The 24,023-nt window shown below is 69.7% G+C and carries 20 protein-coding genes; 9 read left to right on the top strand and 11 right to left on the bottom strand.

The features are described from left to right. Positions 1-142: 142 nt before the first annotated feature. Entirely contained in the window at positions 143-979 is an 837-nt protein-coding gene (locus tag ACFP3H_RS06275) for a glycosyltransferase family 2 protein (protein ID WP_378600844.1), read from the top strand. Here the strand turns inward: ACFP3H_RS06275 and ACFP3H_RS06270 are convergent. The 3 genes from ACFP3H_RS06270 to ACFP3H_RS06260 are packed head-to-tail and all read right to left on the bottom strand — an operon-like array spanning position 976 to position 5,201. After that, the gene (locus ACFP3H_RS06270; protein WP_378600841.1) at positions 976-2,301 is read right to left on the bottom strand and encodes a condensation domain-containing protein; all 1,326 of its coding nucleotides are present in this window, start codon (positions 2,299-2,301) and stop codon (positions 976-978) included. The genes ACFP3H_RS06275 and ACFP3H_RS06270 overlap by 4 nt on opposite strands. Further along, positions 2,282-3,736, bottom strand: coding sequence for a condensation domain-containing protein (locus ACFP3H_RS06265; RefSeq protein WP_378600838.1), 1,455 nt, complete (start codon positions 3,734-3,736; stop codon positions 2,282-2,284). The genes ACFP3H_RS06270 and ACFP3H_RS06265 overlap by 20 nt, the downstream gene beginning before the upstream one ends. A 7-nt stretch (positions 3,737-3,743) precedes the next feature. Next, entirely contained in the window at positions 3,744-5,201 is a 1,458-nt protein-coding gene (locus tag ACFP3H_RS06260; RefSeq protein WP_378600835.1) for a condensation domain-containing protein, read from the bottom strand. 412 nt (positions 5,202-5,613) lie between these two features. On the opposite strand from ACFP3H_RS06260, the gene ACFP3H_RS06255 reads away from it, so the two are divergent. Together ACFP3H_RS06255 and ACFP3H_RS06250 are read left to right on the top strand one after the other, a co-directional pair. Next, entirely contained in the window at positions 5,614-6,576 is a 963-nt protein-coding gene (locus tag ACFP3H_RS06255) for an ATP-binding cassette domain-containing protein (RefSeq protein ID WP_378600833.1), read from the top strand. Beyond that, a complete protein-coding gene (locus ACFP3H_RS06250; protein ID WP_378600831.1) occupies positions 6,573-7,373 on the top strand; it encodes an ABC transporter permease in 801 nt (266 codons plus the stop codon). Before ACFP3H_RS06255 ends, ACFP3H_RS06250 begins: the two co-directional genes overlap by 4 nt. Before the next feature lie 14 nt (positions 7,374-7,387). Here the strand turns inward: ACFP3H_RS06250 and ACFP3H_RS06245 are convergent, their stop codons facing one another. Beyond that, positions 7,388-8,248 (bottom strand): glycosyltransferase family 2 protein, encoded by an 861-nt coding sequence (locus ACFP3H_RS06245; RefSeq protein WP_378600829.1) that lies wholly within the window; start codon positions 8,246-8,248, stop codon positions 7,388-7,390. Beyond that, on the bottom strand, positions 8,245-9,528 hold the full coding sequence (locus ACFP3H_RS06240; RefSeq protein WP_378600827.1) for a glycosyltransferase: 1,284 nt from the start codon (positions 9,526-9,528) through the stop codon (positions 8,245-8,247). The genes ACFP3H_RS06245 and ACFP3H_RS06240 overlap by 4 nt, the downstream gene beginning before the upstream one ends. A 150-nt stretch (positions 9,529-9,678) precedes the next feature. Between ACFP3H_RS06240 and ACFP3H_RS06235 the strand changes: the two genes are divergently transcribed. The 3 genes from ACFP3H_RS06235 to ACFP3H_RS06225 are packed head-to-tail and all read left to right on the top strand — an operon-like array spanning position 9,679 to position 13,744. Then, on the top strand, positions 9,679-10,956 hold the full coding sequence (locus tag ACFP3H_RS06235) for a glycosyltransferase (protein ID WP_378600825.1): 1,278 nt from the start codon (positions 9,679-9,681) through the stop codon (positions 10,954-10,956). Continuing rightward, complete coding sequence (locus ACFP3H_RS06230) at positions 10,956-12,359, top strand: hypothetical protein (RefSeq protein ID WP_378600823.1); 1,404 nt, start codon at positions 10,956-10,958, stop codon at positions 12,357-12,359. Before ACFP3H_RS06235 ends, ACFP3H_RS06230 begins: the two co-directional genes overlap by 1 nt. 59 nt (positions 12,360-12,418) lie before the next feature. After that, positions 12,419-13,744, top strand: coding sequence for a hypothetical protein (locus ACFP3H_RS06225; RefSeq protein ID WP_378600821.1), 1,326 nt, complete (start codon positions 12,419-12,421; stop codon positions 13,742-13,744). A gap of 16 nt (positions 13,745-13,760) precedes the next feature. Here ACFP3H_RS06225 and ACFP3H_RS06220 read toward each other — a convergent pair whose 3' ends face one another. Together ACFP3H_RS06220 and ACFP3H_RS06215 are read right to left on the bottom strand one after the other, a co-directional pair. Beyond that, positions 13,761-14,345, bottom strand: a complete 585-nt coding sequence (locus ACFP3H_RS06220; protein WP_378600819.1) for an MspA family porin — start codon at positions 14,343-14,345, stop codon at positions 13,761-13,763. Between the two features lie 252 nt (positions 14,346-14,597). Beyond that, positions 14,598-15,698: a class I SAM-dependent methyltransferase gene (locus ACFP3H_RS06215; protein ID WP_378600817.1), complete on the bottom strand. Its 1,101-nt coding sequence runs from the start codon at positions 15,696-15,698 to the stop codon at positions 14,598-14,600. A 14-nt stretch (positions 15,699-15,712) separates the two neighbouring features. Between ACFP3H_RS06215 and rfbC the strand changes: the two genes are divergently transcribed. Then, a complete protein-coding gene (gene rfbC, locus ACFP3H_RS06210; RefSeq protein ID WP_378600815.1) occupies positions 15,713-16,276 on the top strand; it encodes a dTDP-4-dehydrorhamnose 3,5-epimerase in 564 nt (187 codons plus the stop codon). Here rfbC and ACFP3H_RS06205 read toward each other — a convergent pair. Genes ACFP3H_RS06205 through ACFP3H_RS06190 form a run of 4 tightly spaced genes read right to left on the bottom strand, consistent with a single transcriptional unit; the run spans position 16,254 to position 19,988 of the window. Beyond that, complete coding sequence (locus ACFP3H_RS06205; RefSeq protein ID WP_378601615.1) at positions 16,254-17,288, bottom strand: NAD-dependent epimerase/dehydratase family protein; 1,035 nt, start codon at positions 17,286-17,288, stop codon at positions 16,254-16,256. The two genes, rfbC and ACFP3H_RS06205, sit on opposite strands and share 23 nt — an antisense overlap. 2 nt (positions 17,289-17,290) lie before the next feature. Then, positions 17,291-17,941 (bottom strand): PIG-L deacetylase family protein, encoded by a 651-nt coding sequence (locus tag ACFP3H_RS06200; RefSeq protein WP_378600813.1) that lies wholly within the window; start codon positions 17,939-17,941, stop codon positions 17,291-17,293. After that, on the bottom strand, positions 17,938-18,714 hold the full coding sequence (locus ACFP3H_RS06195) for a glycosyltransferase family protein (protein WP_378600811.1): 777 nt from the start codon (positions 18,712-18,714) through the stop codon (positions 17,938-17,940). Before ACFP3H_RS06195 ends, ACFP3H_RS06200 begins: the two co-directional genes overlap by 4 nt. Positions 18,715-18,722: 8 nt before the next feature. Continuing rightward, complete coding sequence (locus tag ACFP3H_RS06190) at positions 18,723-19,988, bottom strand: methyltransferase domain-containing protein (RefSeq protein WP_378600809.1); 1,266 nt, start codon at positions 19,986-19,988, stop codon at positions 18,723-18,725. A 553-nt stretch (positions 19,989-20,541) separates the two neighbouring features. On the opposite strand from ACFP3H_RS06190, the gene ACFP3H_RS06185 reads away from it, so the two are divergent. Beyond that, the gene (locus tag ACFP3H_RS06185; protein WP_465263751.1) at positions 20,542-21,987 is read left to right on the top strand and encodes a sugar transferase; all 1,446 of its coding nucleotides are present in this window, start codon (positions 20,542-20,544) and stop codon (positions 21,985-21,987) included. Positions 21,988-22,046: 59 nt separating this feature from the next. Next, positions 22,047-23,978 carry an acyl-CoA dehydrogenase family protein gene (locus ACFP3H_RS06180; RefSeq protein ID WP_378600805.1) on the top strand — a complete coding sequence of 644 codons (1,932 nt, stop codon included), beginning with the start codon at positions 22,047-22,049 and terminating at the stop codon, positions 23,976-23,978. The last annotated feature ends 45 nt before the right edge of the window (positions 23,979-24,023 follow it).

Here is a 24,023-nt window from a genome sequence, read left to right as displayed (position 1 = left end):
ATTCGCTCCTGGACCGACAGTCTAGGGGAGTATCCGCGCTCGAGCCTACCGGGCGGCGGGGTGAACAGGGGTGAGGTAGATTCGTCACAGGGACTGACAGGTGGGGGTGCGCACGGCACACCCGGGGACAGGAAAGTGCGAGATGGCTTCCGCGTTGACGGTGTGTGTACCTGCCTACGACGCCGAGCGCACGCTCGCGGTGACCTTGGACTCGGTGCTCGCCGAGGACGTCGATTTCGAGCTGCTCGTCCTCGACAATGCCAGCGCCGACCGCACCGGTGAGATCGCCCACTCCACCGGCGACCCGCGCGTGCGGGTGATCCGCAACGAATCCGTGCTCCCGATCGGCGCCAACTGGGACCGGGTGATCCGCGCCGCGTCCGGCGAGGTGATCAAAGTCGTCTGCGCCGACGACATCCTGCGCCCCGGCGCGCTGACCGAACAGCTGGCGGTGCTGGCCGACCCCTCGGTCGCGATCTGCGCCGGCCGCTTCGATGTGATCGACGAACAGGGCGAGCTGCTCGAGACCGACCTCGGTCTGCCCGGTCTGCTCGGCCGCCGCACGCCGCGCGAACTGGCCAGGGTGATCGTGCGCCGCGGTCCCGCCGAATTCGGGCCGACGGCCGCGGCGATGTTCCGTCGCGCCGACTACGAGCGGGTGGGCGGGCTGCGCCCGGACCTGGTGTTCCCGATGGATGTGGACCTGTTCGCGCGGGTATCCACGGGCGGGTCCTTCGTCGGGACGGAGCGGATCGTGGCCGCCTGGCGCAATTCCTCGTTCAACCTGTGCAGCCGCACGACCACCCGGTCCAAGTTGACCGACATGTACCGCTTCCACCACCGGATCGCCACCGACTACCCCGAATTGGTCACGCGCACCGATGTTCTCACCGGAGATCTGCGTCTGGTCGGGCAGATCATGGAGCGGGTCAGGGTGCGCACGGTCGGTGCGGTCGTGGCGGTCCGACCGGGTAATTAGCCGCCCACCCGGGCGAGGTGGGCCGTGCGCAGGGTCCGCTGGACCTGGTCGAGGAGGGCGCCGACGACCTCGTGCGCGGTCGGTGTCGACGGGGAGCGGGCGCGTAAGGCCAGGCCGTTGTCGCTGCGGGACAACCACAGTTGGACGTCGTCGGCGGAGCCGGTGTTGGAGATGTGGGTCGCGTTGATGGCGCGGTGGTGCGCGGCACCGGGCAGGCGTCGGTAGTCGACGTAGGACGCCATGAAGATGTCGGCGTGGTGGGGGCGCAATCCGCCCAGCGCGTGCAGGGTTTCGGCGAGGGGGACCGTGCCGAGGTCGATGGCGGCGCGCACCGCGGACTGGGCGGCGTGGATCGTGTCGGCGAGTTCGGGCGTCACAGTGACGGTGACCGGGGCGTTGGCGGTGAACCAGCCGACGGCGTGATGCCACTGTGGTTCTCGGCGGGTGTGCAGCGGAAACAGCAGTCGTAGTCGATCTCCACCCCCGATCGCGTCGACGCTGTGGGCCAGGGCGGCCAGCGTTCCGGCGAAAAGTCCCGCTTGCTGTGTGCGGCAGAAGCTTTCGTAGCTGTCGGTGTCTTCGGCCGAGAGCAGGTGGCGCAGTTCGACGGCCTGGGGTGCGCGCTGTCCCGGTGCGAGGCCGAGGTCGAGCGGGAAGGTCGGTGGCGTCACGCCCTGGTCGCCGAAGAACGCCCGCCAGCCCGCCAGGCGGGGGTCGTCGGGGCCGAACTCGACCGGGGTGGCGCAGAAGTCGACGAAACTGCCGGTGGGAGAGAGCAGTTCAGGTGTGACGCCGAGGTAGAGCTGTCGCAGGTCCTCGATGACGATGGCGATCGAGTAGGCGTCGACGTGGGCGTGATCGAACGCGCACACGATCGTGGCGGTGTGGGGCCGGTCGATCGCGGCGAGCAGATAGGACCGCTCGGCGAACGGAGCGCACGCGATATCGCTGTGGCGGCGCAGGGTTTCGCGCAAGGTCGTCGCGCAAGTGTGGGGTTGGTCGGGTTGGGGTTCGAGGTGGGGCGGAGTCGGGTGCAGGACGCGTCGTGGGCCGGACGGTGTCGCGGTGAAGGAGCTGCGCAGGGTGCCGTGGCGGGCGATCAACGCGCGATAGGCGGCGGCGAGACGTGCTCGGTCGAGTGCTCCGGGAACGTCGAAAGCCGCTGCCAGCCAGATACTTCCGGATTCCGCGCCGGACAGGTGGACGAGCTGATTGAACGACGGGGGAATCGGCGACGCCACCCCGGTCGGCTCGGTCGGGACGGTCCAGTGCATGAAGGTGCCCGGTTCGGGCAGGTAGTGGTCAACCGTGGTGACGTGCAAGCGCCACCTCCTTGCCCGCGCCGATCGGGTAGTCGCCGGTGGCCGCCACGGTGGCGAACACGCCGCGCAGGTGGGCGTGGTAGCGGGCGAGTTGGCGTTGGGCGAACGGGGTGAACGGGCTCTGGCAGCCGAGGTAGAGGTGGTCGGCGTCGCGGTTGAACCACATCGAGGCGTTGGCCGTCTCGCCCTCGCCGGTGAACAGCATCGCCCGCTCGTAGGGGGCGGTGCCCGCGCCGGGGAAGCGGCGGAAGTCCAAGTAGGACAGCATGTTCGGGCTCGTCATCACCGAGCGCGGATCGGCGCCCGAGGCGAGCAGTGCGCTCAGCACCGCCGACAGCGGGGCGCCGGCCAGGCGGATCGCGCGGTCGTAGGCGGCATTGGCGCGCGACACCAGTTCGGTGAAGGACGCGCAGTCCTCGACCCGGAAGCTCAGGGGCGCGAAGTTGCACAGCCAGCCCTGGGTGAGCAGGAAGTCGCCGAGACCACGGGTGCTCACCACGGTCATGCCGTAATACTCACCGCGCCCGGCGGTTTCGAGATCGGTGACGGCGACCGCGGCGAGCACACCGGCCAGGTACCGACCGCCCGCCGCCCGGCAGACCTCGGCGAAGGCCGTCGAGCCCGCGCGCCCGAGCAGGTCGAACTCGATGCCGTGCATCGGCGCCGTCTGTCCCGGCGCCAGGCCCAGATCCAGGGGGAAGCGCGGCATCGTATTGCCGTGCTGCCGAAAGGTTTCCACCCACTGCCTGAGCTCGGGACTGTGCTGGTCGTAGGTGCGGGCGAGCGCGTGCTCGGCGCGCGCGTACTCGGGGAACCCGCCGGTCGGCATGCTGGTGTACGGGCCGAGCGCGCGGCCGGTGGTCTCGCTGTCGTAGAAGTCGAGCAGTTCGGTGAGCACCAGCGCCTGCGACGCGCCGTCGCTGAGGGCGTGGTCGCAGGCGAAGTACAGGGTGAACGACTCCGGTCGGGCCACGGCGCCGAGCACGAACCCGGGCCACGAGGTGGCCACCGCCTCGGCGGAGAAGCGGTCGAGCGCGTAGTCGCGAAAAGCCTTGTCGCCCGGGGTATTCCCCACACGCCGTGCCTCGAACGCGACATCGTCGGCGGCGACACTGTGGCGGGCCACGGTGGCGCCATCGGTGCTGAACCAGGTCCGCATTCCGGCGTGGCGGCACACGAACCGTCGCAGCGCGCGACCCATCGCCTCGGCGTCGAGCGCTCCGTCGACCTCGGTCGAGACGGCGAGGTAGGCGGTGTGCGGTGCGGTGGAATGGCGTGTGGCACAGAGGCCGCGAATGTGGTTGTCCTGCAAGAATGTTCCCGGATCGGGATCGGGGCCCGACGTGGCCGCGACCCGCGCCGCGTGGTCGCTCGGGTGCCATTCCACCAGCTCACCGGCGGCGGGGCGCCAATTGCGCAGTGCGGTGATGATCATCGGCGCCTCATCCCGCCGCCGGGGCGACATCGATGCGGCGGTCCACCAGCGCGCCCTCGCTCGTCACGGTGGACAGGATGGCCGTGAAGGTATTCAGGAAGCGGTGCACGGTGGCGGCGGCGACCTCGTTGCTGGGGAACCGCGCCGATACCGCGATGCCGCCGGGGGAGCGCACGATCCAGAGGTAGACCTCCTCGTCGGAGAGCTCCCCGCTGCGCAACGGTCGCACCTGCCACTGCTGCCAGCGGGTCGCGTCGGGCACGAACCGCACATCCACGTAGGACACGACGAAACGGGGCGCTTCCGCGCAGCCGAGCAGATCGGCGATGCGCGGAAAAGGATACTGCGCCAGGGCTTTCGTGGAATCGATGGCCGTGGCGGTGCGGGCGAGCAACTCCTCGAGGGTGTCGGCGCCGTGGTGGTCGATCTCCAGGGGGAGCAGGCCCACGTACCAGCCCATCGCGTGCGCGTGCGCGGGCGTGGACCGGGTGTGCACCGGCATGGCGCAGCGCAACGGGCGCGCGCCGACCAGGACGCGGTGGGTCGCGGCGAGCGCGGCGAACACCGCGGACTGGGTGGTGTAGCCGGCCGCCCGGCTGCGCGCCTGCAACCGTTCGGCCTGCTCGGTGGTGAGCACCCAGGACGACAGCCCGCTCTGGTGTGTGCCGCGGTATGTGTGACGGTGGAACGGTTCCCGTCGTAACCCCTTGCGGCCGTGGGTAACTCGTGGCGCGATCGGGAGCGGGAAGGCCGGGAATCGGCCGCTGTCGTGGCGCAGGAACCGCTCCCAGTGGCGCACTGCCGGATGGTCGACGGTCATCGTCGCGCCCACCGCGCGGTCCTCGGCGCCGAAGTCGATATAGCTGCCGACCTCGGGCAGTTCGGCGGGGGCTCCGGTGAGTTCGCTGCGGTAGATGCGCTGGATCTCGCTGATGGCCAACATCATCGAGTACGCGTCCATCACCGAGTGATCGGCCCCGAACGCCAGCAGGAAACCCGCGCCCTGGCCCGTCTCGCTGACCGTGGCCACCAGGCAGTGCGGCCACCGGGTGGGTGACAGGCGACTGCCGAAGAAGTCGGTGAGGTGCTGATACACCCGGGTGCCGCTGCGCAGATGCCCGACCGGGCGGGCCGCCACACCGATGTCGTCGGTGTCGCAGGTGTAGCGCACGAACCGTTGCTCCGCCGACGCGTCGGCGGTGGTGCGGAACGCGTCGTGCCGCGCCATCCAGCGGCGCAGCGTCGTGCGGACCGCGCCCTCGTCGAAGGGCAGCGGGACCTCGAAAATGGCGCCGAGCCACGAGCTCTCGCCCCCGGCGCTCCCGGCCCGCGCACAGTGTTCCTCGTGCAGGTGACTCAGTGCCCGCGTGTCCGGTGACCAGGCGGTTGCCGCGCTGGTGACCGGTGTCCATTCGATGACAGTGCCCGCGGGAAGCGGATAATCGGCTAGCTCTGTGAATTCCATACGAACGCGCCCCAACCCTGTTGCTGACCGAAAGCTGAAAACACCTGTGAATCCGCATGCTCGCTCGATGACGAACAACCTCGACGTCGTTCGCACCAACGGCGTTGGCCCGTCTCGGACCTGAATCGAGCGTAGGGGGCGCACGGAGATAGTTCCTCCCGGATCGTCGTGGCCTTCGTCACGAATGATTCCAGCTGGATATACCCGCTGGTCATGGTGATATTTCCGCGCCGACACCGGTTTTCGTCATTTCGCGCATATGTGGAAGTGGTTACCGAACGATGTCGAAGCCGTGTCGGGGCTCGGGTGGGGGTCTGGCTCGACCGGTCGCGGGGTTGCCGCTGTCTTCGCCGAGAACATAAGCTGCCAGCAATTCGCAGTGGTGCGACCGCACTCCCCGACCGAGGAGGAGATGACGATGGCCGCAGTCGAATCGGCGATCGAAACAACGGGTTTGACGAAATCTTTCGGCGCGTTCCGGGCGGTCGACGGGATCGATCTGACGGTGCGCGCGGGCACGGTGTGCGCGGTGCTCGGACCCAATGGGGCGGGCAAGACGACCACGGTCAGGATGATCGCCACCCTGGTCCGCCCCGACGCGGGCAGCGCCAAGGTTTTCGGGTACGACGTGGTGCGCGACGCGGCCACGGTGCGGTCGCTGATCGGCGTCACCGGTCAATACGCCTCGGTCGACGAGGATCTCACCGCGCGCGAGAATCTCACCATCTTCGCCCGCCTGCTCGGCCTGTCCGGCCCCGACAGCGGCCGCCGTGCCGACGAACTCCTCGACGAATTCGGGCTCCAGGATTCGGCGCGCCGACCCCTGCGCCATTTCTCCGGCGGCATGCGACGCCGACTCGACCTGGCCGCGAGTCTGATCGCCCGCCCGCCGCTGCTGTTCCTCGACGAGCCGACCACCGGGCTCGACCCGCGCACGCGCGCGCAGATGTGGCAGACGGTGCGCGAGCTCGTCGCCACCGGCACCACCGTGCTGTTGACCACCCAGTATCTCGACGAGGCCGATGCTCTGGCCGATCACGTGGTGGTGATCGACCACGGTCGGGTCGTCGCGAACGGCACCGCCGACGAACTCAAGACCGCCGTCGGCGCGGCCGCGTTGACCCTGCGCGTGGATCGCGCCGATCTGGCGGAGGCGACCGCGATCGTGCAGCGATTCAACAGTGGCTCCGCGGTCGTCGCGGCCGAGGAGGGCCGGATCCGGGTGGGTTCGGCGAATACCGACGCGCTGCCGGAACTGTTGCTCGCGCTGCGCACGGCCGGGATCGCGGTGCGCGAACTCGGGGTGGCGCAACCGAGTCTGGACGAGGTGTTCTTCGCGATCACCGGCACCGCGCGCGTGCCGGAGCCGGCGTGACGGCGCTGGACCGGGTCGGCGCGCCGCCGCCGATCTCGGTCTCGGTCTCGCAGTCGATCTCGCACGCGGTGACCATGGCCCGGCGCGGGCTGCTCAAGATCCGACACAACCCGCAGGAGCTGTTCGACGTCGTCGCGCTGCCGGTGGTGTTCACGGTGATGTTCTCGTCCATCTTCGGCGGCGCGATCGCGGGCACGGTCTCGGGCTATCTGCCGACGCTGATTCCGGGCGTGCTCGTCCAGGTGGCCGTGGCGGCCTCGGTCAATACCGGGGTGAAATTGCGCGAGGACATGAACAAGGGCGTCTTCGACCGGTTTCGCACCCTGCCGATCGCGCGGGTGGCGCCGCTGGCGGGGTCGCTGCTCGCCGACATGGTGCGCTACGCCGTCGCGACGACCATGACGATCCTGGTCGGGCTCGCGATGGGGTACCGGCCCGCCAGTCCCGCGGGGGTGGTCGTGGCGTGTCTGCTGGTGATGGTGGTCGCGTTCGCCCTGAGCTGGATCTTCGCACTCATGGGCGTGCTGATGGACAAACCTTCGACGGTGCAGGGGGTTTCGATGCTGGTGTTGATGCCGTTGACGTTCGTGTCCAACGCGCTGGTGCCCGTGTCGACCATGCCCGGGTGGATGCAGGCGTTCGCCCAGGTCAATCCTGTTTCGCACCTGGTGACGGCGGTGCGGGAACTGACCGAGGGCCACTTCGGGCCGCAGATCGGTATCTCGCTACTGGGCGCCGCGGTGGTGATCGCGGTGCTGGCGCCGCTGACGGTGCGCGTGTACATGCGCCGTGCCTGAGTGGCCTCGGGGTTCTAGGGTGCCACGCGGTCGGCGGTCTTGCGGAAGAGGTTCGTCGGGGTGAAGGTGCGGGTTTTCGTGTCGTAGGTGCGCAGCAGAAGCAGTCGGGTGGCGTGGACGGCGACGATCGGCGGGAGGTAGAGCAGGGTCGCGCCGGCGGCCAGGGCGTAGCGGCGGTGCAGGATCAGGGTGCGGGGCAGGCAGGACATGTAGCGGATGAAGGACGGCATCGCGGTTTCCATGCGGCGGGGGGCGACGCCGACCGTGATGGTGGGCAGGAAGGCATTGCGACCGCCGATCTCGGTGACGCACAGGCCCATGTCGACGTCTTCGAAGATGTCGCGGCGCATGGTGACGCGGTCGCGGATCGCGGTCCAGGTGTCGTGGCGCAGGATCATGTTCGAGCCGTAGAGGACGGGGACCTGTTTGATCCGGTCCTTGTTCCTGGTGCGCCAGCGTTGCCGTAGGGCGCCGACGGTATCGCCGTAGGGCAGGTCGTAGGCCTGGCCACGGCCGCAGGCGGCGGACCAGCGGTGTTCGGGGTCGGCGGCGAAGAAATCGAGGATGCGCTCGGCCCAGTCGGGTGGGACCAGGGTGTCGGCGTCGATGCGGGCGAGCAGGGTGCCGGTGGCGGTGTCGAGACCGCGATTGCGGGCATGGACCAGGCCCTGTTCGGCTTCGGAGATCAGGCGGATCGCGGGCCAGTCGCGGGCGTGGGCGGCGACGATCGCGCGGGTGTCGTCGGTGGAATTGTTGTCCACGACCAGGATCTCGGTGATGTGCGCGCGCTGGCGGGCCAGGCGGCGCAGGCACTCGCCGATGATCTCGGCCTCGTTGTAGGCGGGGATCACCACGGACAGCGACAGGGCGTTCATCGGATTCCTTCACGGACGGCGGGACGGACCGCGGCTTCGACGAGGGTGGCGGCGGACCGCACCGCGGATTCGGGCGCGATCAGCTGCTCGCCGAGTTCCTGGGCAGCAGTGCGGCATTCGGGTGAGAGCAGAGAGCGGAGTGCGCGAGTCAGGGATTCGTGGTCGACTCGGGCAGCGGGCAGTGCGGTGCCGACGCCGAGGGCGCGCAGTCGGCGACCCCACAGCGGCTGGTCGGCGCCGATCGTGCACGCCAGGGCCGGGATTGCGGCGCGCAGGGCGGCCGCGGTGGTTCCGGCGCCACCGTGGTGGACGGCCGCGACGCAGCGGGGGAGAACGGTGGCGTGGTCGACGGTGCGCACCACCCGCACGTCGGCACCGGTCGTGCCTGCCATGAACTCGCTCCACCCGGCCGCGACCAGCAGGCGGAGGCCGAGTGCGGCGGCGACCTCGGTGAGGGTGGCGGCCAGGCGCTGGGGTTCGGCGATCGACATGCTCCCGAAGCCGACATAGAGGGGCGCGGGTCCGGCGTCGAGCCAGGTGTCCAGCGCGGTGGTGTCCGCGTCGTCGCCGAGCTGGGCACGGGTCGCCGGGGTCGGCTCGAGGAAGCCGACCAGGGGTCGCGCCGAGCCCCACTGTTGCGCCAGACCGGGAAACAGCAGCGGGTCGTAGGCCTGGATCTCGGGAACGCCGGTGGCGCTGATCCGGCGTGCCGGCGGACTCGACGGTGGTAGCAGGCCGAGGTCGGCGGCGAGTTCGCGTTCGGCCGTGCGGGTCGCGAGCCAGCTCAGGTGCTCGAGCGCCGCCCAGCTGAGGTGGTGCGCGGCACCGGGTGCGCGGTCGACGGGCAGCAGCGAGGCGATGCTGTTGCGCCGCAGCGGGCAGTAGTGCACCGGCACGTACGGAATTCCACGCGCCAGCGCCACATTCGATAACCGTTCCTGTCCGACACTGCCGCCGATCACCGCGTCGGCGCCCTCGGTGAGGTCGAGTAGTTCGGATTGGGTGCGGCGGCCGTTATGTATCGTGAGTTCGGCGAGGGCGCGAAGTCGTTCGAGCGGATTCGCGGATTTCCTTCCACGCGAAACCACCTGCGAGTCGAGTAATTCCTTGGTGTCGGCGCCCAAGGATTCGGTGGGAATTGTGGTCCGTCGACAGAATTCGACGAGATTCGGCGGCACCGCCATCGTCACCGCGTGACCACGGGACCGTAATTCCACACCGAGCGCCACACCCGGTTGAACGTCACCGCGGCTGCCGGTGAACGCGAGAACGAATTTCATCGAGCTCCTCGCAGGACGGCGGGGTCGAGAAATTCCACCGTAACCAGAGGATCGCCGAACACGCCCGGTGAAATCACCTCCGGGTGCTTCATCTCACACGGGCGGACCGGATGCTGGTCCCTTGCTGCCGGTCTCGCCTACCGTGCTGGCATGTCGAGGTTTCTACTTGCGTTCAACGGAACACGGGGAGATATCCAACCCGCGGTGGTCATCGGCGCCGAACTCGCGCGCCGCGGCCACGAGGTGGTCGTCGGGGCACCACCGAACCTGTGCGAGTTCGTCGCCTCGGCCGGGCTGGACGCCCGACCGTTCGGCTACGACACCCACGCGCACATGAACTCCGAGGTGGTGCGCACGAAACTGCGCACCGGCGGACCACGCCAGCGGTGGGCGGCCTTCACCGAGATCCGCGACCTCGGGTGGGCGCGGGCCGTCTCGGACATGGCCGGGCTCAGCACGGGTGCCGACGCGATCCTGACCGGGTTCGTCACCGAACAGATCGCGACACCGTTCGCCGAATCGGCAGGGGCGGAATGCCTTTCGGTGCATCACGCGCCGATCCGGCCCAACAGCACGGTGTCGCCGGTGCCCGCCGGTCTGTCGGGCCTGCCGCCCGTGCTCAACCGGGCGAGCTGGTGGGCCACCGATACCGCGATGTGGACGCTGACCCGAGGTCGACAGAACACGCTGCGCCACGAACTCGGGCTGTCCGGCACGGTCGCGCGCGTGCCCGGCGATCGGCTCGAGATCCAAGCCTACGATCCCGCGCTGTGCCCGGAACTGGTGGCGGAGTGGGCCCGAGCGCGTCCGTTCGTGGGGTTCCTCGGTCTGTCGGGGGAGCAGCGCCGTCGGATCGGCGCCGACACCGATGATTCCGCCCTGCTCGACTGGATCGAACAGGGTTCGGCACCAGTGTATTTCGGGTTCGGCAGTATGCCGGTGCCCGACCCGGTCGGCGTGGTCGGTGCCATTGTCGCGGCCGGTGAACGGCTCGGCGTGCGGGCGCTGATCAGCACGGGCTGGGCCGACCTCCCGCCCGTCGAGAGCGCGGACGTGCGGGTTGTCGGCGCCGTCGACCACGAGACGATCCTGCCCCGATGCCGGGCCGCCGTCCACCACGGTGGCGCCGGAACGACCGCCGCCGCGCTCCGGGCGGGCATCCCGAGCCTGGTGTGCTGGGTGGGCTCGGACCAGCCGTACTGGGGCGCACAGTGCGCGCGGCACGGCGTCGGTGCCTCGATGCGGCTGAAAGGGTTGACCACCGAATCGCTGGTGGCCGAGCTGACCACCGTCCTCGCCCCGGAATGCGCCCGACGAGCCGAAGTGCTTGCGCGACAATTGATCACGCCCGAGGAGGCGGTCGCGCGATGCGCTGATCTGGTCGAGGAGCGCACCGACGCGCACCTGCGCTCGCGGGCGCGACGCTGATGGTCGACACGCTGCGGATGCAGCCGGAGGACAGCACGTATTGGCTGGTGCGCGAGGCATTCGGCTGGTCGGTCGTCTTGCAGATCGTCTGGCGATTCCCGACCCGCCCCGATCCGGCGGGGCTGGTGGCGTTCAACGAACAGCTCAGGAACAGTGTGCTGAATCGGCGGCTGATCCGGGTGCGTGTGCCCGGTGCGCGACACCGGTGGGTCCACGCCGATTTCGCTCCCGAACTGGAGCTCGACACCACACCGATCGCGGTCGAGGACATCGAGAAGTGGTCGGGGGCAGAGCTTTACGGGACACCGCTCGACCCCGAACGCGGACCCGCGTGGCGGTTGCGCGGGGTCGCGGTCGACGACGGTGGTTTCGTCCTCTCGCTGACGGCACTGCACCTCGTCGCGGACGGGCGCACGATGGTCGGTGCCGCCATGGACGCCCTCGCGGGCACGGCGTCGGACCCGCTCGATCCAGGGGTCGCGCGTGCCGCCGCGAGACCCGTTGGCTCCCTGTTCGATACGGTCGGCGACGGCCTGCGGGATGTGCTCGACGGCGTACACGTCCTCGTCGCGGCGGGACGCGGTATCGGCTCGGCGGCCGCCACCCTGGCACACGACCGCCGGAACGGCGAACCCGCCGGCTCGGCGCACAACGGCGGACCTTCGCCCACGCGTGCGAACACGGGATCGGTGAAGGTGCCCGCGCAGCGGCGTTCCCCGCGGGCACGGTGCTCGTGGGTGACGGTCAGTGTCGAAGGGGCGCACTGGGATTCGGTCGCACATCGACACGGCGGGACAGCCAATACGCTGTTCGTCGCGGTGCTGGCCGCCGCCTTGCGCAGCTCGGGATACGGTGACGGTGGACCGCTGAAACTGGGGATTCCGGTGAGCAGGCGCACCGAGGACGACGAACGCGGCAACGCGACAGCGGGAGTGTCGGTGGTGCTCACCGACGAGCTGAGGACCGGGGGAGACCTCGGACCGCTGCGGCGACTCTGCAAGGACGCGTTCACACGACTCTCCGCCGGGCGGCGCGCCGCCCATGTGCACCTGCTGCCCCTGGTGCCGCTGTTGCCGACCGGGCTGGTCGTGCGCGCCGCGACGGCGGGGTCGGGAATGCCGGACGCGGTGGCGTCGAACCTGGGCGACTTCGGTGCGGACCTGCGGGTCCTCGGCGGCGTCGATGCCGAGGCGGTCGCGTTTCGCGGGATCGCGCAGGGGGTGGACCCCGACCTCCCGTACCGGTTCGGAGACGGGCTGCAATCGTGGGCGGTCCGCTCCGGCGACACCATGACCTTCTCGGTCGCGGCCTTCGACGAACAGCGCTTCCCCGATACCGAGGCGCTGCGCAGGCTACTCGTCGGCGAACTCGACGGGTGGGGTCTGACCCACCGGGTGTGGTGAATGTCGCTCTCGCGCTCGCCCGGGATGCGCGCTCCCGACACCGTGGATAGCCTGACGACATGAACCGTGTTGCCGGGGCAGACGAGTCATACCTGTTGGCGCAGGACCTGTTCGGATGGTCCGCGCCGATCCAATACGCCTGGGTGTTCGACAGCGAACCCGAACCTGCCGACCTCGAACAATTCGGCGCGCAACTGGCGGCGGGATCGTTGAGCCGCAAAGTGATTCGCGCTGTGGTGCCCTTCGCCCGGCACCGATGGGTGCGCTCCCCGCACCCGCCCGTGCTGCGCGTGGAACCCGACCCGATCGCCGACGACGAGATCGGCGCTTGGGCCGACCGCACCCTGCGCACCGCCGACCTCGACCCCGTCGGCGGGCGCGGCTGGCAACTGATCGGGGTGCGCACCACCTCGGGCGGTTTTGTACTCTCCCTGCTGATCTCGCACATGGTCGCCGACGGCCAGGGTCTCTACAACGCGCTGGCCGCCGCCCACGCGGGCAGCTCCACCACCAGCCTGCCCACCGAAGCCGAGGTCATGGCCGCGCCCCGCTGGCGCGACGACGCGAAAGACGCACTCGCCCAACTGCGCGAGGCCGCCGTAGCCGCCCGCGTGATCGCCACCGAACTGTGGCGCACCCGCCACGACCGCCCGCCGACCGCCGCGCGCGCCCCGCGCACCATCGACACCGCCGCCGACGGACCCGACACCACCCTGGCCATCGTCGACATCGACCGCGCCCGCTGGGCCGACCGGGCCCGCGCGTTCGACGGCACCGGCAACACCCTGTTCACCGCCCTGCTCGGCGGCCTCGTGCAACGCTCCGGCTACCCGATCGGCCCCGACGGGCTGCGGGTCTGCATCGCCGTGAGCAACCGCGAAGCGGGCGACGAACGCGCCAATGCCTCCGGCGGCGTGTGGATCCGGGTGCCCGATCAAATCGCCCCGGAAACCGGCCTCGCGGGAATCAGGGCACTGAGCAAGGCCGCGTTCGCCCGCAACGCGACCGCGGGCCAGGACGCGCTCACCGACAATCTCCAACCGGTCGTGCGCCTGCTGCCCGACCGCGTGATCGAGAAGATGATGCGCTCGATCGCGGGCCCCGACACCACCGTGTCCAACCTCGGTGCCGCCCCCGACAGCGCCATCGAGATCGGTGGCAGGCGCGCGCGATCGTTCGCGATCCGGGCGATCATGCAGGGCCGCGACGCCGCCGAACGCCGTCGCCAAGGTCCCGCCGTGGCCGCCTGGGCCGTCGAATACGACGACAAGCTCACCATCACGTTCTTCGGGATCCACCCCGAGTACTTCGGTGACGAGGCGAAACTGCGCGCCCACATCGTGGCCGAACTCGAGGCGTGGGGCCTGGCCGCCACCGTGTGGTGACGGCCGGGCGCCCGCGTCAGATCGAGAAGGTCTTGCCGTAGGTGACCACGGTGTCGCCGCCGGAGCCGACGATCTTCACGAACGGGCGGACGTTGGTCTGCCCGACCACACCGGTGACGGTGCCGTGGAAGCCCGAAAGGCGCACCACGCCCGAGGAACCGGAGACCTCGCCACCGGCGACCTCGACCTCCTGGATGCCCGGACCGAAACCGACGGCCAGCTCGATTCCCGCGCGCGGGATCAGGCCGTCGACGGTGGCGCTCGGATCGGAGCCGAGCTCGACGCTCAGACCCGGCGTCGACCACTCGAACTTGATCTTGCCGTCCAGGGTGGCCGGGTAGCCGACCTGGTAGCCGATGGTGATGTGGCCCGACCAGTCCTCGGCCTCGGGGCCGGTGACCACGTAGGACGCCGCGCCGCTGTGGAACCACTCACGGGTGAGCGGGTTGCCGTCGAGCGGGGCGACGAAATCGATCCTGGTGTCGGACTGGATGGCTTCGACGGTGCGGTTCTTGCCGTCGAGAACGGTGCTGCTGCTGTCGATGTCGGCACCGGCGGCACCGGCCCCCATGGCGAGGCCGACGGCGATGGCCGAAGCCATCGCGGCCACTCGGAGCGCGCGCGGACGAAGCACGGTGATTCCCCTCATCAGATTCTTTCCCCTGGCTGTTCACCCTCGAACAGGAGCGTTCGAACGCCGCTGCTGGCCCGTCGAACCGGGCACCGGCCACCGCGACACTGCGACGGCCCAGCGGTGACCGGGCTTCGATCATGGTGCGGCGCTGGGCGATCCGAGTATCCCACGCGAACCTGTCATGTGCCGGGCGACATTAGATCGTCTATGCCACAGCCCTCACGGCCGTGGTATCACCGGTGCGGGGCCCGCCGGATCGTCGATCATCCAGCGCCCGTCCAGTTCCGGGAGCGCCGCGCTGACTTCGGGGAGCAGGTCCGGCAGCGTCAACAGGACGAGATCGGGGTCGGCGGCGACGAGGTCGGCGGGGGAGATGATGGGCACGTCGGTGCCCGGCATCCGTGCGCCCTGCTTGCCGGGGGAGGCGTCGGCGACACCGGCCAGCACGCCCCGGTGCGCGCCCGCCATGGCCAGCAGCGCGACAGCACGGGAGGCGGCCCCGTAGGCGTAAACCCGAAGTTCTTGCGCCGCACTGTCTTCGAGCCAGGCGCGGAGCGTCCTGACATGACGGTCGACCGTGTTCTGTAACGTGACAGTCGATCTCAGGGCCTCGGCCTCGGCCGCCAGGATCCGCTCGACCGTCGCGTCGGGCGCGTGCGCGCCGTGACGCACCGCGAGCAGCACCGTGCCGCCGTAGAGATCGAACTCCCACGCGGTGACCACGCTCATCCCCGCCGCACCCACCAGCGCGCACAGCGCCGACAGCGAGTAGTACGCGAAGTGCCCGTGCCGCAGGGCATTCCACTGCCCCTGCGCGACGATGGTGGCCAGCGAGTGATACTGCACCAGCAGCACACCCCCGGGATCGGTCGCGGCGGCGCGGGCCGCGAAGGCCGCGCGCTGGTCGGGTTCGTGCATGATGCCGAAACAGTCCAGCACCACCGCCGCCGGACCGTCGGTGACCTCGGTGAAGCCGTGCTCGGTGAGCAGCGGCAACCAGGTGCCCCCGTGCGGGCTGCCGAACTCGGTCACCGTCGTCGCGCGCAGCAGACCGGCCGCGCGCACCAGCCGCACCGCCTCGGCGGCCTGGTCGCGCAGGGCCTGCGGTTCGACCCCGTGGGGTTCGGCGGTGACGGTGTCGTCGTCGGCGAGCTGGGCCAATCCGCACGTCGCGCACTGATCCATGCGCAGCGGATGGCCGGTCTCGTCGGGGCCGATCGCGCTGTCACGTGGCGGAAAGTGGTCGGCGGCCGGGACCGTGCCCAGATCGAGCACGGGAACGAGCGTGGTCTCGGCACAGCCGCGGCATCGGCGGGTCATGGCAGGATGTCCTCGTGCGTATCGAACGGACCGAACTGGCCGACGTGGTGGTACTCGTTCCCGAACCGTTCCGGGACGAGCGTGGACTGTTCACCCGAACCTTCGACGCGAACGAATTCGACGCCCACCTCGGGATCGAGGGCGCCGCGGCGCGTTTCGTGCAGGACTCGCAGTCGCGGTCGGTGCGCGGGGTGATCCGTGGCATGCACGGTCGCGGCGGCCGCGGCGAGGCCAAACTGGTGCGGTGCGCGCACGGCGCGGTGTACGACGTGCTCGTCGACATCCGCCCCGACTCGCCCACATTCGGTGCGCGCCAAGGCTTTCGGCTCGACGACGCGGACTTCCATCACCTGTACGTGCCGCCGGGCTTCCTGCACGGCTTCCAGGCGCTGACCGAGGTCGCCGATGTCTGCTACCGCATCGACCGACCCCACGATCCGACCGAGGACCTCGGGGTCGCCTACGACGACCCCGAGCTGGCCATCGACTGGCCGCTGCCCGTCGGCCCGGTCTCCGCGCGCGACGCGCGGGCCGGGAGCTGGGCGACGCTGCTGGCTACGCTGACGCCGACGCACTGATCCGGCGCAACCGCGCGTCGAGCACCCCGTTCTCGCGCAGGCCCTCGAGGTGCGGCAGGCGGGTGAACCGGCGGAAGAACGCGTCGGAGGTGAGTCCACGCGCGGTGTACTCGGTGAACAGCTCGGCCGCGCCCGCGGGCACCGTCCACTGCGCCTCGAAGCCGAGAACCTCACGCGCGGAGGAGAAATCGACGCGGTAGGAGCGCGGGTCGGCCCCGTTCTCGCCGGTGATCAGCAGCCGCGAACCCGGCACCGCCTCGACCACCGAGGCGGCGATCTCGGCGACGGTGAGGTTGTTGACCTCGGTGCCGATATTGAACGCCCGGCACGAGACGTCGGCGGCGGGCGCGGTCAGGCAGGTGGCGAACGCGGTCGCGATGTCCTGGGCATGCACCAACGGACGCCACGGGGTGCCGTCGGAGAGCACCTTCACCTCGCCGGTGAGCACCGCGTAACCGACCAGATTGTTGAGCACGATATCGGCGCGCAGGCGCGGCGAGAAGCCGAAAGCCGTGGCGTTGCGCAGGAATACCGGCACGAAACCGTCGTCGGCGAGCGCGGCCACATCGTCCTCGACGCGGACCTTGCTCTCGGCGTAGGGGGTGATCGGGCGCAGCGGCGCGTCCTCGGTGACCAACTCGGCACCGGCGGCGCCGTACACCGAACACGTCGAGGCGTAGAGGAACCGGGAGACCCCCGCCTCCTTGGCCAGCCGGGCCAGGCGCACCGACGCGTGATGGTTGATGTCGTAGGTGATCTCCGGGGCCAGCGCGCCGAGCGGATCGTTCGACAGCGCCGCCAGGTGGATCACCGCGTCGAAACCGCGCAGGTGCTCGACGGTCACCTCGCGCAGGTCGACGTCCAAACCCTCGGGGTCACCGGCGAATTCGCCCAGCAGGCAGTCGGCGAAGTAACCGATGTCCAGGCCGGTGACCCGGTGGCCCGCGGCCTGCAACACCGGCACCATCACGGTGCCGAGATACCCCTGGTGGCCGGTGACCAGTACCCGCATGTTCACGTCTGTTCCCATCTGATGATCGCTTTGTCGAGCACGAACGCCTCGGCATACGGCGCGTGGCACTGCACGCCACGCATCCGGGCCAACCCGAGGAAGGCCTGATCGTCGAACCAGTCCCGGCCCGTCTGCGACGGATAGTGCTGGTGCAGCAGTTGCGACTTACGCTGTGCCAGTTCGTGACTCAACGGGTGATAAAGGGTGGGCCGCGGAGTGTCGGTCTCCCACTTGAGGATTTCGTAGCCGAGGGTCAGGTGGTCGCGGAACTCGGTCGGCACCAGTTCGGCGAGCAGGCGGTGGTCCTGGTGGGCGTCACCGCGCTGCGGGGCGAACACCACCTCGGGCTCACCACCGCGCCGGAATTCCGCCAACGCGTCCTTGATCCGATCCCAGTGCGCGGGGGCGCGCCCGTCGGGCACATCCAGTACGCGCAGCTCGGGCTCGATGCCCGAGCAGAACGCGGTCAGCGCCGCGCGCTCCTCGTCCTCGCGCGCGGTGCCGCCGCCGGCGAGCACCAGCGCGCGGACCTCGAGGTCGGGGACGGCGGTGGTGAGCGCGAGCAGCGTCGCGCCCATGCCGATCGCGATGTCGTCGCAGTGCGCGCCGAGCACCGCGATCCGCCGCGGCGGCTGGGTGAACAACCCGATCACGGCTTGTCCCACACCATCCACGGGCGGTCGCCGTTGCGGTAGGCGTCGTCGAGTTCGGCGCGCTCCTTGAACGTGTCCGCGGGCTTCCAGAAGCCCAGGTGCTGGAAGCCGAAGAGCCTGCCCTGCCCGGCCAGCGCGCCACACGCGTCGGCCACCAGATCGCCGCCGGGCGGCAGCAGATCGAAGACCTCCTGGCTCAGCACGAAGTAGCCGCCGTTCTCCCACAGCGGCATCTGCGCCACCGCCACGATGTCCTTGACCGCGCCGTCGGCGGTGATGTCGACACAGTGGAACGAGGACTGCGGCGGCACCACCATCATCGACGCGGCCGCACCGGAGGCGTGGAAGCGCTCGATCATGGTGTCCAGCGGCGCGTCGGTGAGCACGTCGGCGTAGTTGGCCAGGAAGTACTCGTCGCCGTCGAGGTGCTCGCGCACCCGACGCAACCGCTCACCGATCGCCGACTCCACGCCGGTGTCGACGAAGGTGATCGTCCAGTCGCTGATATCGGTCCCCAGCAGCTCGACCTCGCCGTTGCGGATGACGAAGTCGTTGGACGCGGACTCCTGGTAGGTCAGGAAGAAGTTCTTGATGTGCTCGGCGCCGTAGCCGAGGCACAGCACGAACTCCTTGTGGCCGTAGTGCGCGTAGTAGCGCATCACGTGCCACAGCAGCGGTCGCGGACCGACCAGCTGCATCGGCTTGGGCACGACATCGTCGGAACCGCCGCGCATGCGCATGCCGTATCCGCCGCAGAACAATACGACCTTCATCGGTTCGTTCACTTTCCTTCGAGGTGTGCGCCGGCCGAGACCGGTTCGCCGACCGGGACACCGCGATGCAGCACCGGCAGCGGGTAGATCAGCTCCCCACCCCAGTCCCCGACATGGGCGAGCTGGGCGGTGATCTCGGTCTCCAGATTCCACGGCAGCACCAGCACCACATCGGGCCGGTCCGCGTCGATGCGTTCGGGCCCGTGGATCGGGATCCGGGTGCCCGGGGTGTAGCGGCCGTGCTTGTAGGGATTGCGGTCGACGGTGTATTCGAGCAGGTCGGGGCGGATGCCACAGTAGTTGAGCAGGGTGTTGCCCTTGCCGGGGGCGCCGTAGCCGACGACCCGCTTGCCCGCCGCGCGGCAGTCGAGCAGGAAGCGCAGCAGCTCCTGGCGCACCGACTGCGCGCGCGCCTCCAGCGCGGCGTACCCGGCGGGCTCGTGCAGGCCCGCCGCCCGCTCGAGCTCGAGCACCTGCGCCACGCGCTCGGTCGGCTCGGCGACGGCGTCGGGGCGGGCCCACAGCCGGATCGAGCCGCCGTGGGTGCCGAGCAGCTCCACATCGACCACCGTCAGCCCGGCGATCGCCAGGGCGCGCTGGGCGGAGTGCACGGTGTAGTACTGGAAATGCTCGTGGTAGATCGTGTCGAACTGGCCCAGTTCGACCAGGTTCAGCGCGTGGTGCACCTCGATGCTGAGCCAGCCGTCGTCGGCGAGCAGGGTGCGCAGCCCGTGGGTGAACCCGCGCAGATCGGGCACGTGGGCGTAGACGTTGTTGGCCACCACCAGGTCGGCCGGACCGTGCTCGGCACGCACCCGCGCGGCAGAATCCGGTTGCAGGAACGCGGTTTCGGTGGGCACACCGGCCTCGCGCGCGGCCTGGCCGACATTGACCGAGGGCTCGATGCCCAGGCAGCGGATCCCGCGCGCGACCGCGTGGCGCAGCAGGTAGCCGTCGTTGCTGGCCACCTCCACGACGAACGAGTCGGCCCCGAGGCCGAGCCGCTCGGTGGCGGTGGTGACGAACTGTTCGGCGTGGCGCACCCAGCTGTCGGAGAACGAGGAGAAGTACGCGTACTCGGTGAAGGTGTCCTCGGGGGTGATCAGCGCGGGGATCTGCAACAGCAGGCAGTCCTGGCACAGCCGCAGGTGCAGCGGGTAGGTCGACTCGGGCGCGTCGAGTTCGGACGCGGCCAGGAAGCTCTCGCACGGGGGTGTGGCGCCGAGGTCGAGCACGCTGGTCAACCGTTCGGAATCACAAAGTCGACAGTGCACGTGGAGCCCCCACCTTCATTACTGATTTTCGCTGATCATCGAGCTGTCGCGGCTGCTGCCGCGGGTCATGCCGGACGTCGGTCCGACGGGCAGACACGTTACAGCCATCAGGTGAAACGTTCCCTCCGAAGGGGAGGGGGGAGAAACAGAACCATGGTATGTTTTCGAGTTCGACACGGTCTTACCCGCACCGGCTAACCGCAGGCGAGGACGACCGTTCCCCTCCCGTTTGTGACGCCGCGCACGCGTTGGTGTGGCTGTCCTGCGTTCATATCGAAAGGCGATGACGGATCAGTGATAGCCGTCCGGTTGCTGTGTGATCTGGCTAACCGCTGGAATCCGTTGTGGCACTGACTCTTCGATGTGATTGCTCGGTGACGGTCTGTAACAATCGAGGCACGGGTTTCGACTCGACGGAAAGTAGGGCGACCGCAACGTCCGCGTTCCGGTCGACGGGGATCGGGAATGGTTTTTTGTCTCCCGAAGGGGTGGTGGGTTCATGAGCTACGAGCTCGCCGGGACTGGCGACATCGACGTTGTCAACGGAGTCCGAGTGCGCAACAGCACACAACGTCAGAGTTGGCAGGCCGCGTTCGTGCAACGCCTGGCTGTGACAGATGTCATCGCCGTGTTCGGCGCGGTCGCCGCCGCCCAAGCCATCCGCTTCGGCGGACCGGTCGACCCGCCGCTGGCGTGGCCGCTGCCCTACGAGGTCGGCTACTCGGTGGTCTCGCTGGCGCTGGCCCTCGGGTGGCTGGCGCTCCTGCACGGTTACGGCAGCCGGACCCCGCAGGTGGTCGGCGCGGGCAGCGAGGAATTCCGCAGGCTCGTCTCGGCGACCCTGCGCCTGTTCGGCGTGCTCGCGATCCTCGCGCTGCTGTTCCGGGTGGAGGTCGCGCGCGGGTATCTCGCCATCGCGCTGCCCGTCGGCCTGGCGGGGTTGGTCGCGGGTCGACTGGCCTGGCGGGTACGCCTGCGGCGCTGGCGGGCCCAGGGACGGTGCCTGACCTCGGTGCTGGTCGTCGGCGCGCCCGAGGCCGCCCAGGCGATGGCCACCGCGTTCACCGACCACCCCGGCTCCGGCTACGACGTGGTCGGGGTGTGTGTGCCCGCGGGCTCGGTGGGCAAGCAGTTCGATTCCGAGGACGGGCCCTCGGTGCTCGGCGACGACCGCTCGGTGCTCGACGCGGTCCGCCGCAGCGGCGCCGACTCGGTGGCCGTGGCCGCGACCGACCATCTGGGTCCGGTCGAGCTGCGCCGGATGGCGTGGGCCCTGGACAAACTCGGCGTCGACCTGATCGTGGCGCCCGGTGTGGTGGACATCGCACAGGCCCGGTTGACCAACCGGATCGTGGCGGGCATGCCGATGCTGCACATCGACCCACCGCAGTACGGGCGCGCCAAGTCCAGCCGCAAGGCCGTGTTCGACTGGTGCTTCGCCGCGATCGTGTTGATTCTCATCGCGCCGATGCTGGCCGTGATCGCGCTCGCGGTGAAGGTCACCAGCGCGGGCCCGGTGTTCTATCTCTCGGAACGGATCGGTCGTGACGGCACCCCGTTCCGGATGATCAAGTTCCGCAGCATGTACGTCGACGCCGACCGCGCGGTCGAGGCGATGATCGAACGCGACGGCGGCAATCCGGTGTTCTTCAAGGTCAAAGACGATCCCCGGGTGACCGCGGTGGGCCGGTTCCTGCGCAAGTACAGCCTCGACGAGCTGCCGCAGTTCTTCAATGTGCTGCTCGGGGACATGAGCGTGGTCGGGCCGCGTCCGCAGGTGCAGCGCGAGGTCGACAGCTACGACGGCGAGATGCGCAGGCGACTGCTGGTCAAGCCCGGCGTCACCGGCCTGTGGCAGGTCAGCGGCCGCTCGGATCTGTCGCCGGAGGACTCGGTGCGCCTGGACATCTCCTACGTCGAGAACTGGTCGATGGTGCTGGATCTGGCGTTGATCGCGCGCACCATCGGCGCGGTCACCCGCGGCGACGGCGCCTACTGAACGCGGCCGCCCGCGCGAGGCAGCAGCGCGGCGCGTCCGATTTCACTAGGGTCGGAGGCATGGCTACCGGCACAACAACGACGGCAGAACACCTTCGCTCAGCGCTGGACGGGCCGTGGCGCGCGATCAGGGAACAGGCGCGAACACAGCTCGCCGGTGAGGAATTCACCGACGACCCCGAACTCGATATCCACGCCGCGCGCGAGCGCGTGCTCGAGCAGATGCGACTCATCGCGGCCCTCGGCTACCCCGAGAAGGGCTTCCGCCCGCAGAACGGCGGCACCGGCGACCCCGGCGGCGCGGTCACCGGACTGGAGATGCTGGCCTACACCGACCTGTCGCTGTGGGTGAAGTCCGGGGTGCAGTGGGGCCTGTTCGGCGGCGCCGTGGAGAACCTGGGCACCGAGCGCCACCGCGACTACATCAAGCGCCTCATCTCCCTCGACCTGCTCGGCTGCTTCGCGATGACCGAGTCCGGCCACGGCAGCGATGTCGCCGACCTCGAGACCACGGCCACCTACGACACGGCCACCCAGGAATTCGTCATCAACACCCCGACCCCGTCGGCGCGCAAGGACTACATCGGCGGCGCCGCGAAGCACGCGCGGATGGCCGCGGTGTTCGCGCAGTTGATCGTCGGCGGTGAGAGCAAGGGCGTGCACTGTCTGCTGGTGCCCATCCGCGACGAACTCGGCGCCGATCTGCCCGGCGTGACCACCTACGACGACGGCCTCAAGGGCGGCCTGCCCGGCGTCGACAACGGCCGCATCGTCTTCGATCAGGTGCGGGTGCCGCGCGAGAACCTGCTCAACCGCTACGCCGACGTCTCCGCCGACGGGGCCTACAGCTCCGAGATCGAGAACCCGAGCCGGCGCTTCTTCACCACCCTCGGCACGCTCGTGCGCGGCCGGGTCAGCGTCGGCGGCGCGGCCGCGGCCGGTGCGCGGGTGGCCCTGAGCATCGCGGTGCGCTACGCGCTGGCCCGCCGCCAGTTCGCCGATCCCGACACCGGCGAGGAGACGCTGCTGCTGGACTACCGCAGCCACCAGCGTCGCCTGCTGCCGCTGGTCGCGAAGTCCTTCGCGCTGGCCTTCGCCCAGAACGACCTGGTGCGGCGCATGGACACCGTCCAGCGCGGCGACAATGTCGAGGCCGGGGCCCAGCGCGCGCTCGAGAAGCGCGCCGCCGGTCTCAAGGTCGCGCAGACCCGCCACGCCACCCGCGCGATCCAGGAGTGCCGCGAAGCCTGCGGCGGCGCGGGCTATCTCACCGAGAACCGCCTGGTCACGCTCAAGGCCGACACCGACGTGTTCACCACGTTCGAGGGTGACAACGTCGTGCTCACCCAGCTCGTGGCCAAGGAACTGCTCACCGCCTACTCCGACGAGGTCCGCGACCTCGACGCGATGGGCTGGGTGCGCTTCGCCGCCACCATGGCCGGGGACGTGGTGCGCAAGAACACCGGTGTGCGCCAACTCATCCAGACCCTGCGCGATCGCAGCGACGAGACCATCGACGAGGGTGATCTGGCCAAACGCGATGTGCAGCTGCAACTGTTCGCCGACCGCGAGGACTACCTGCTGCGCACCGCCGCGCACCGACTGCGCGCCCGCGCCGCCGACACCGGCCCGTTCGAGGCGTTCAACAACGCCCAGGACCACATCCTGGCTGCCGGCGCGGCCCACATCGACCGGCTCGTGCTCGAGGAGTTCGTCGACGGGATCGCCGAGATCGAGGACCCCGAGGCCAAGGCGCTCGCCGAGAAGGTCTGCGATCTGTTCGTGTACTCCACGCTCGAGGAGAACCTGGCCTGGTACATCATGCACCGGTTCATGTCGGTGGAGCGGGCCAAGGCCGTGCGACGCGGGGTGAACGAACTCGTCGACCGGTTGCGTCCCGAGGCCCTCACCCTGGTGGAGGCGATGGGCGTTCCCGAGACGATGCTGCGCGCCGAGATGCTGCACGACGCCAGCGTTTTCGACCGCCGGTAGCCATCGCCTCGGCCGCCCAGCACAGCGCGGTCGACATCGCGACCG

The organism is Nocardia lasii, from assembly GCF_042658545.1.
Classification (GTDB): domain Bacteria; phylum Actinomycetota; class Actinomycetes; order Mycobacteriales; family Mycobacteriaceae; genus Nocardia; species Nocardia lasii.
This window is presented reverse-complemented; position numbering and strand designations above follow the sequence as displayed.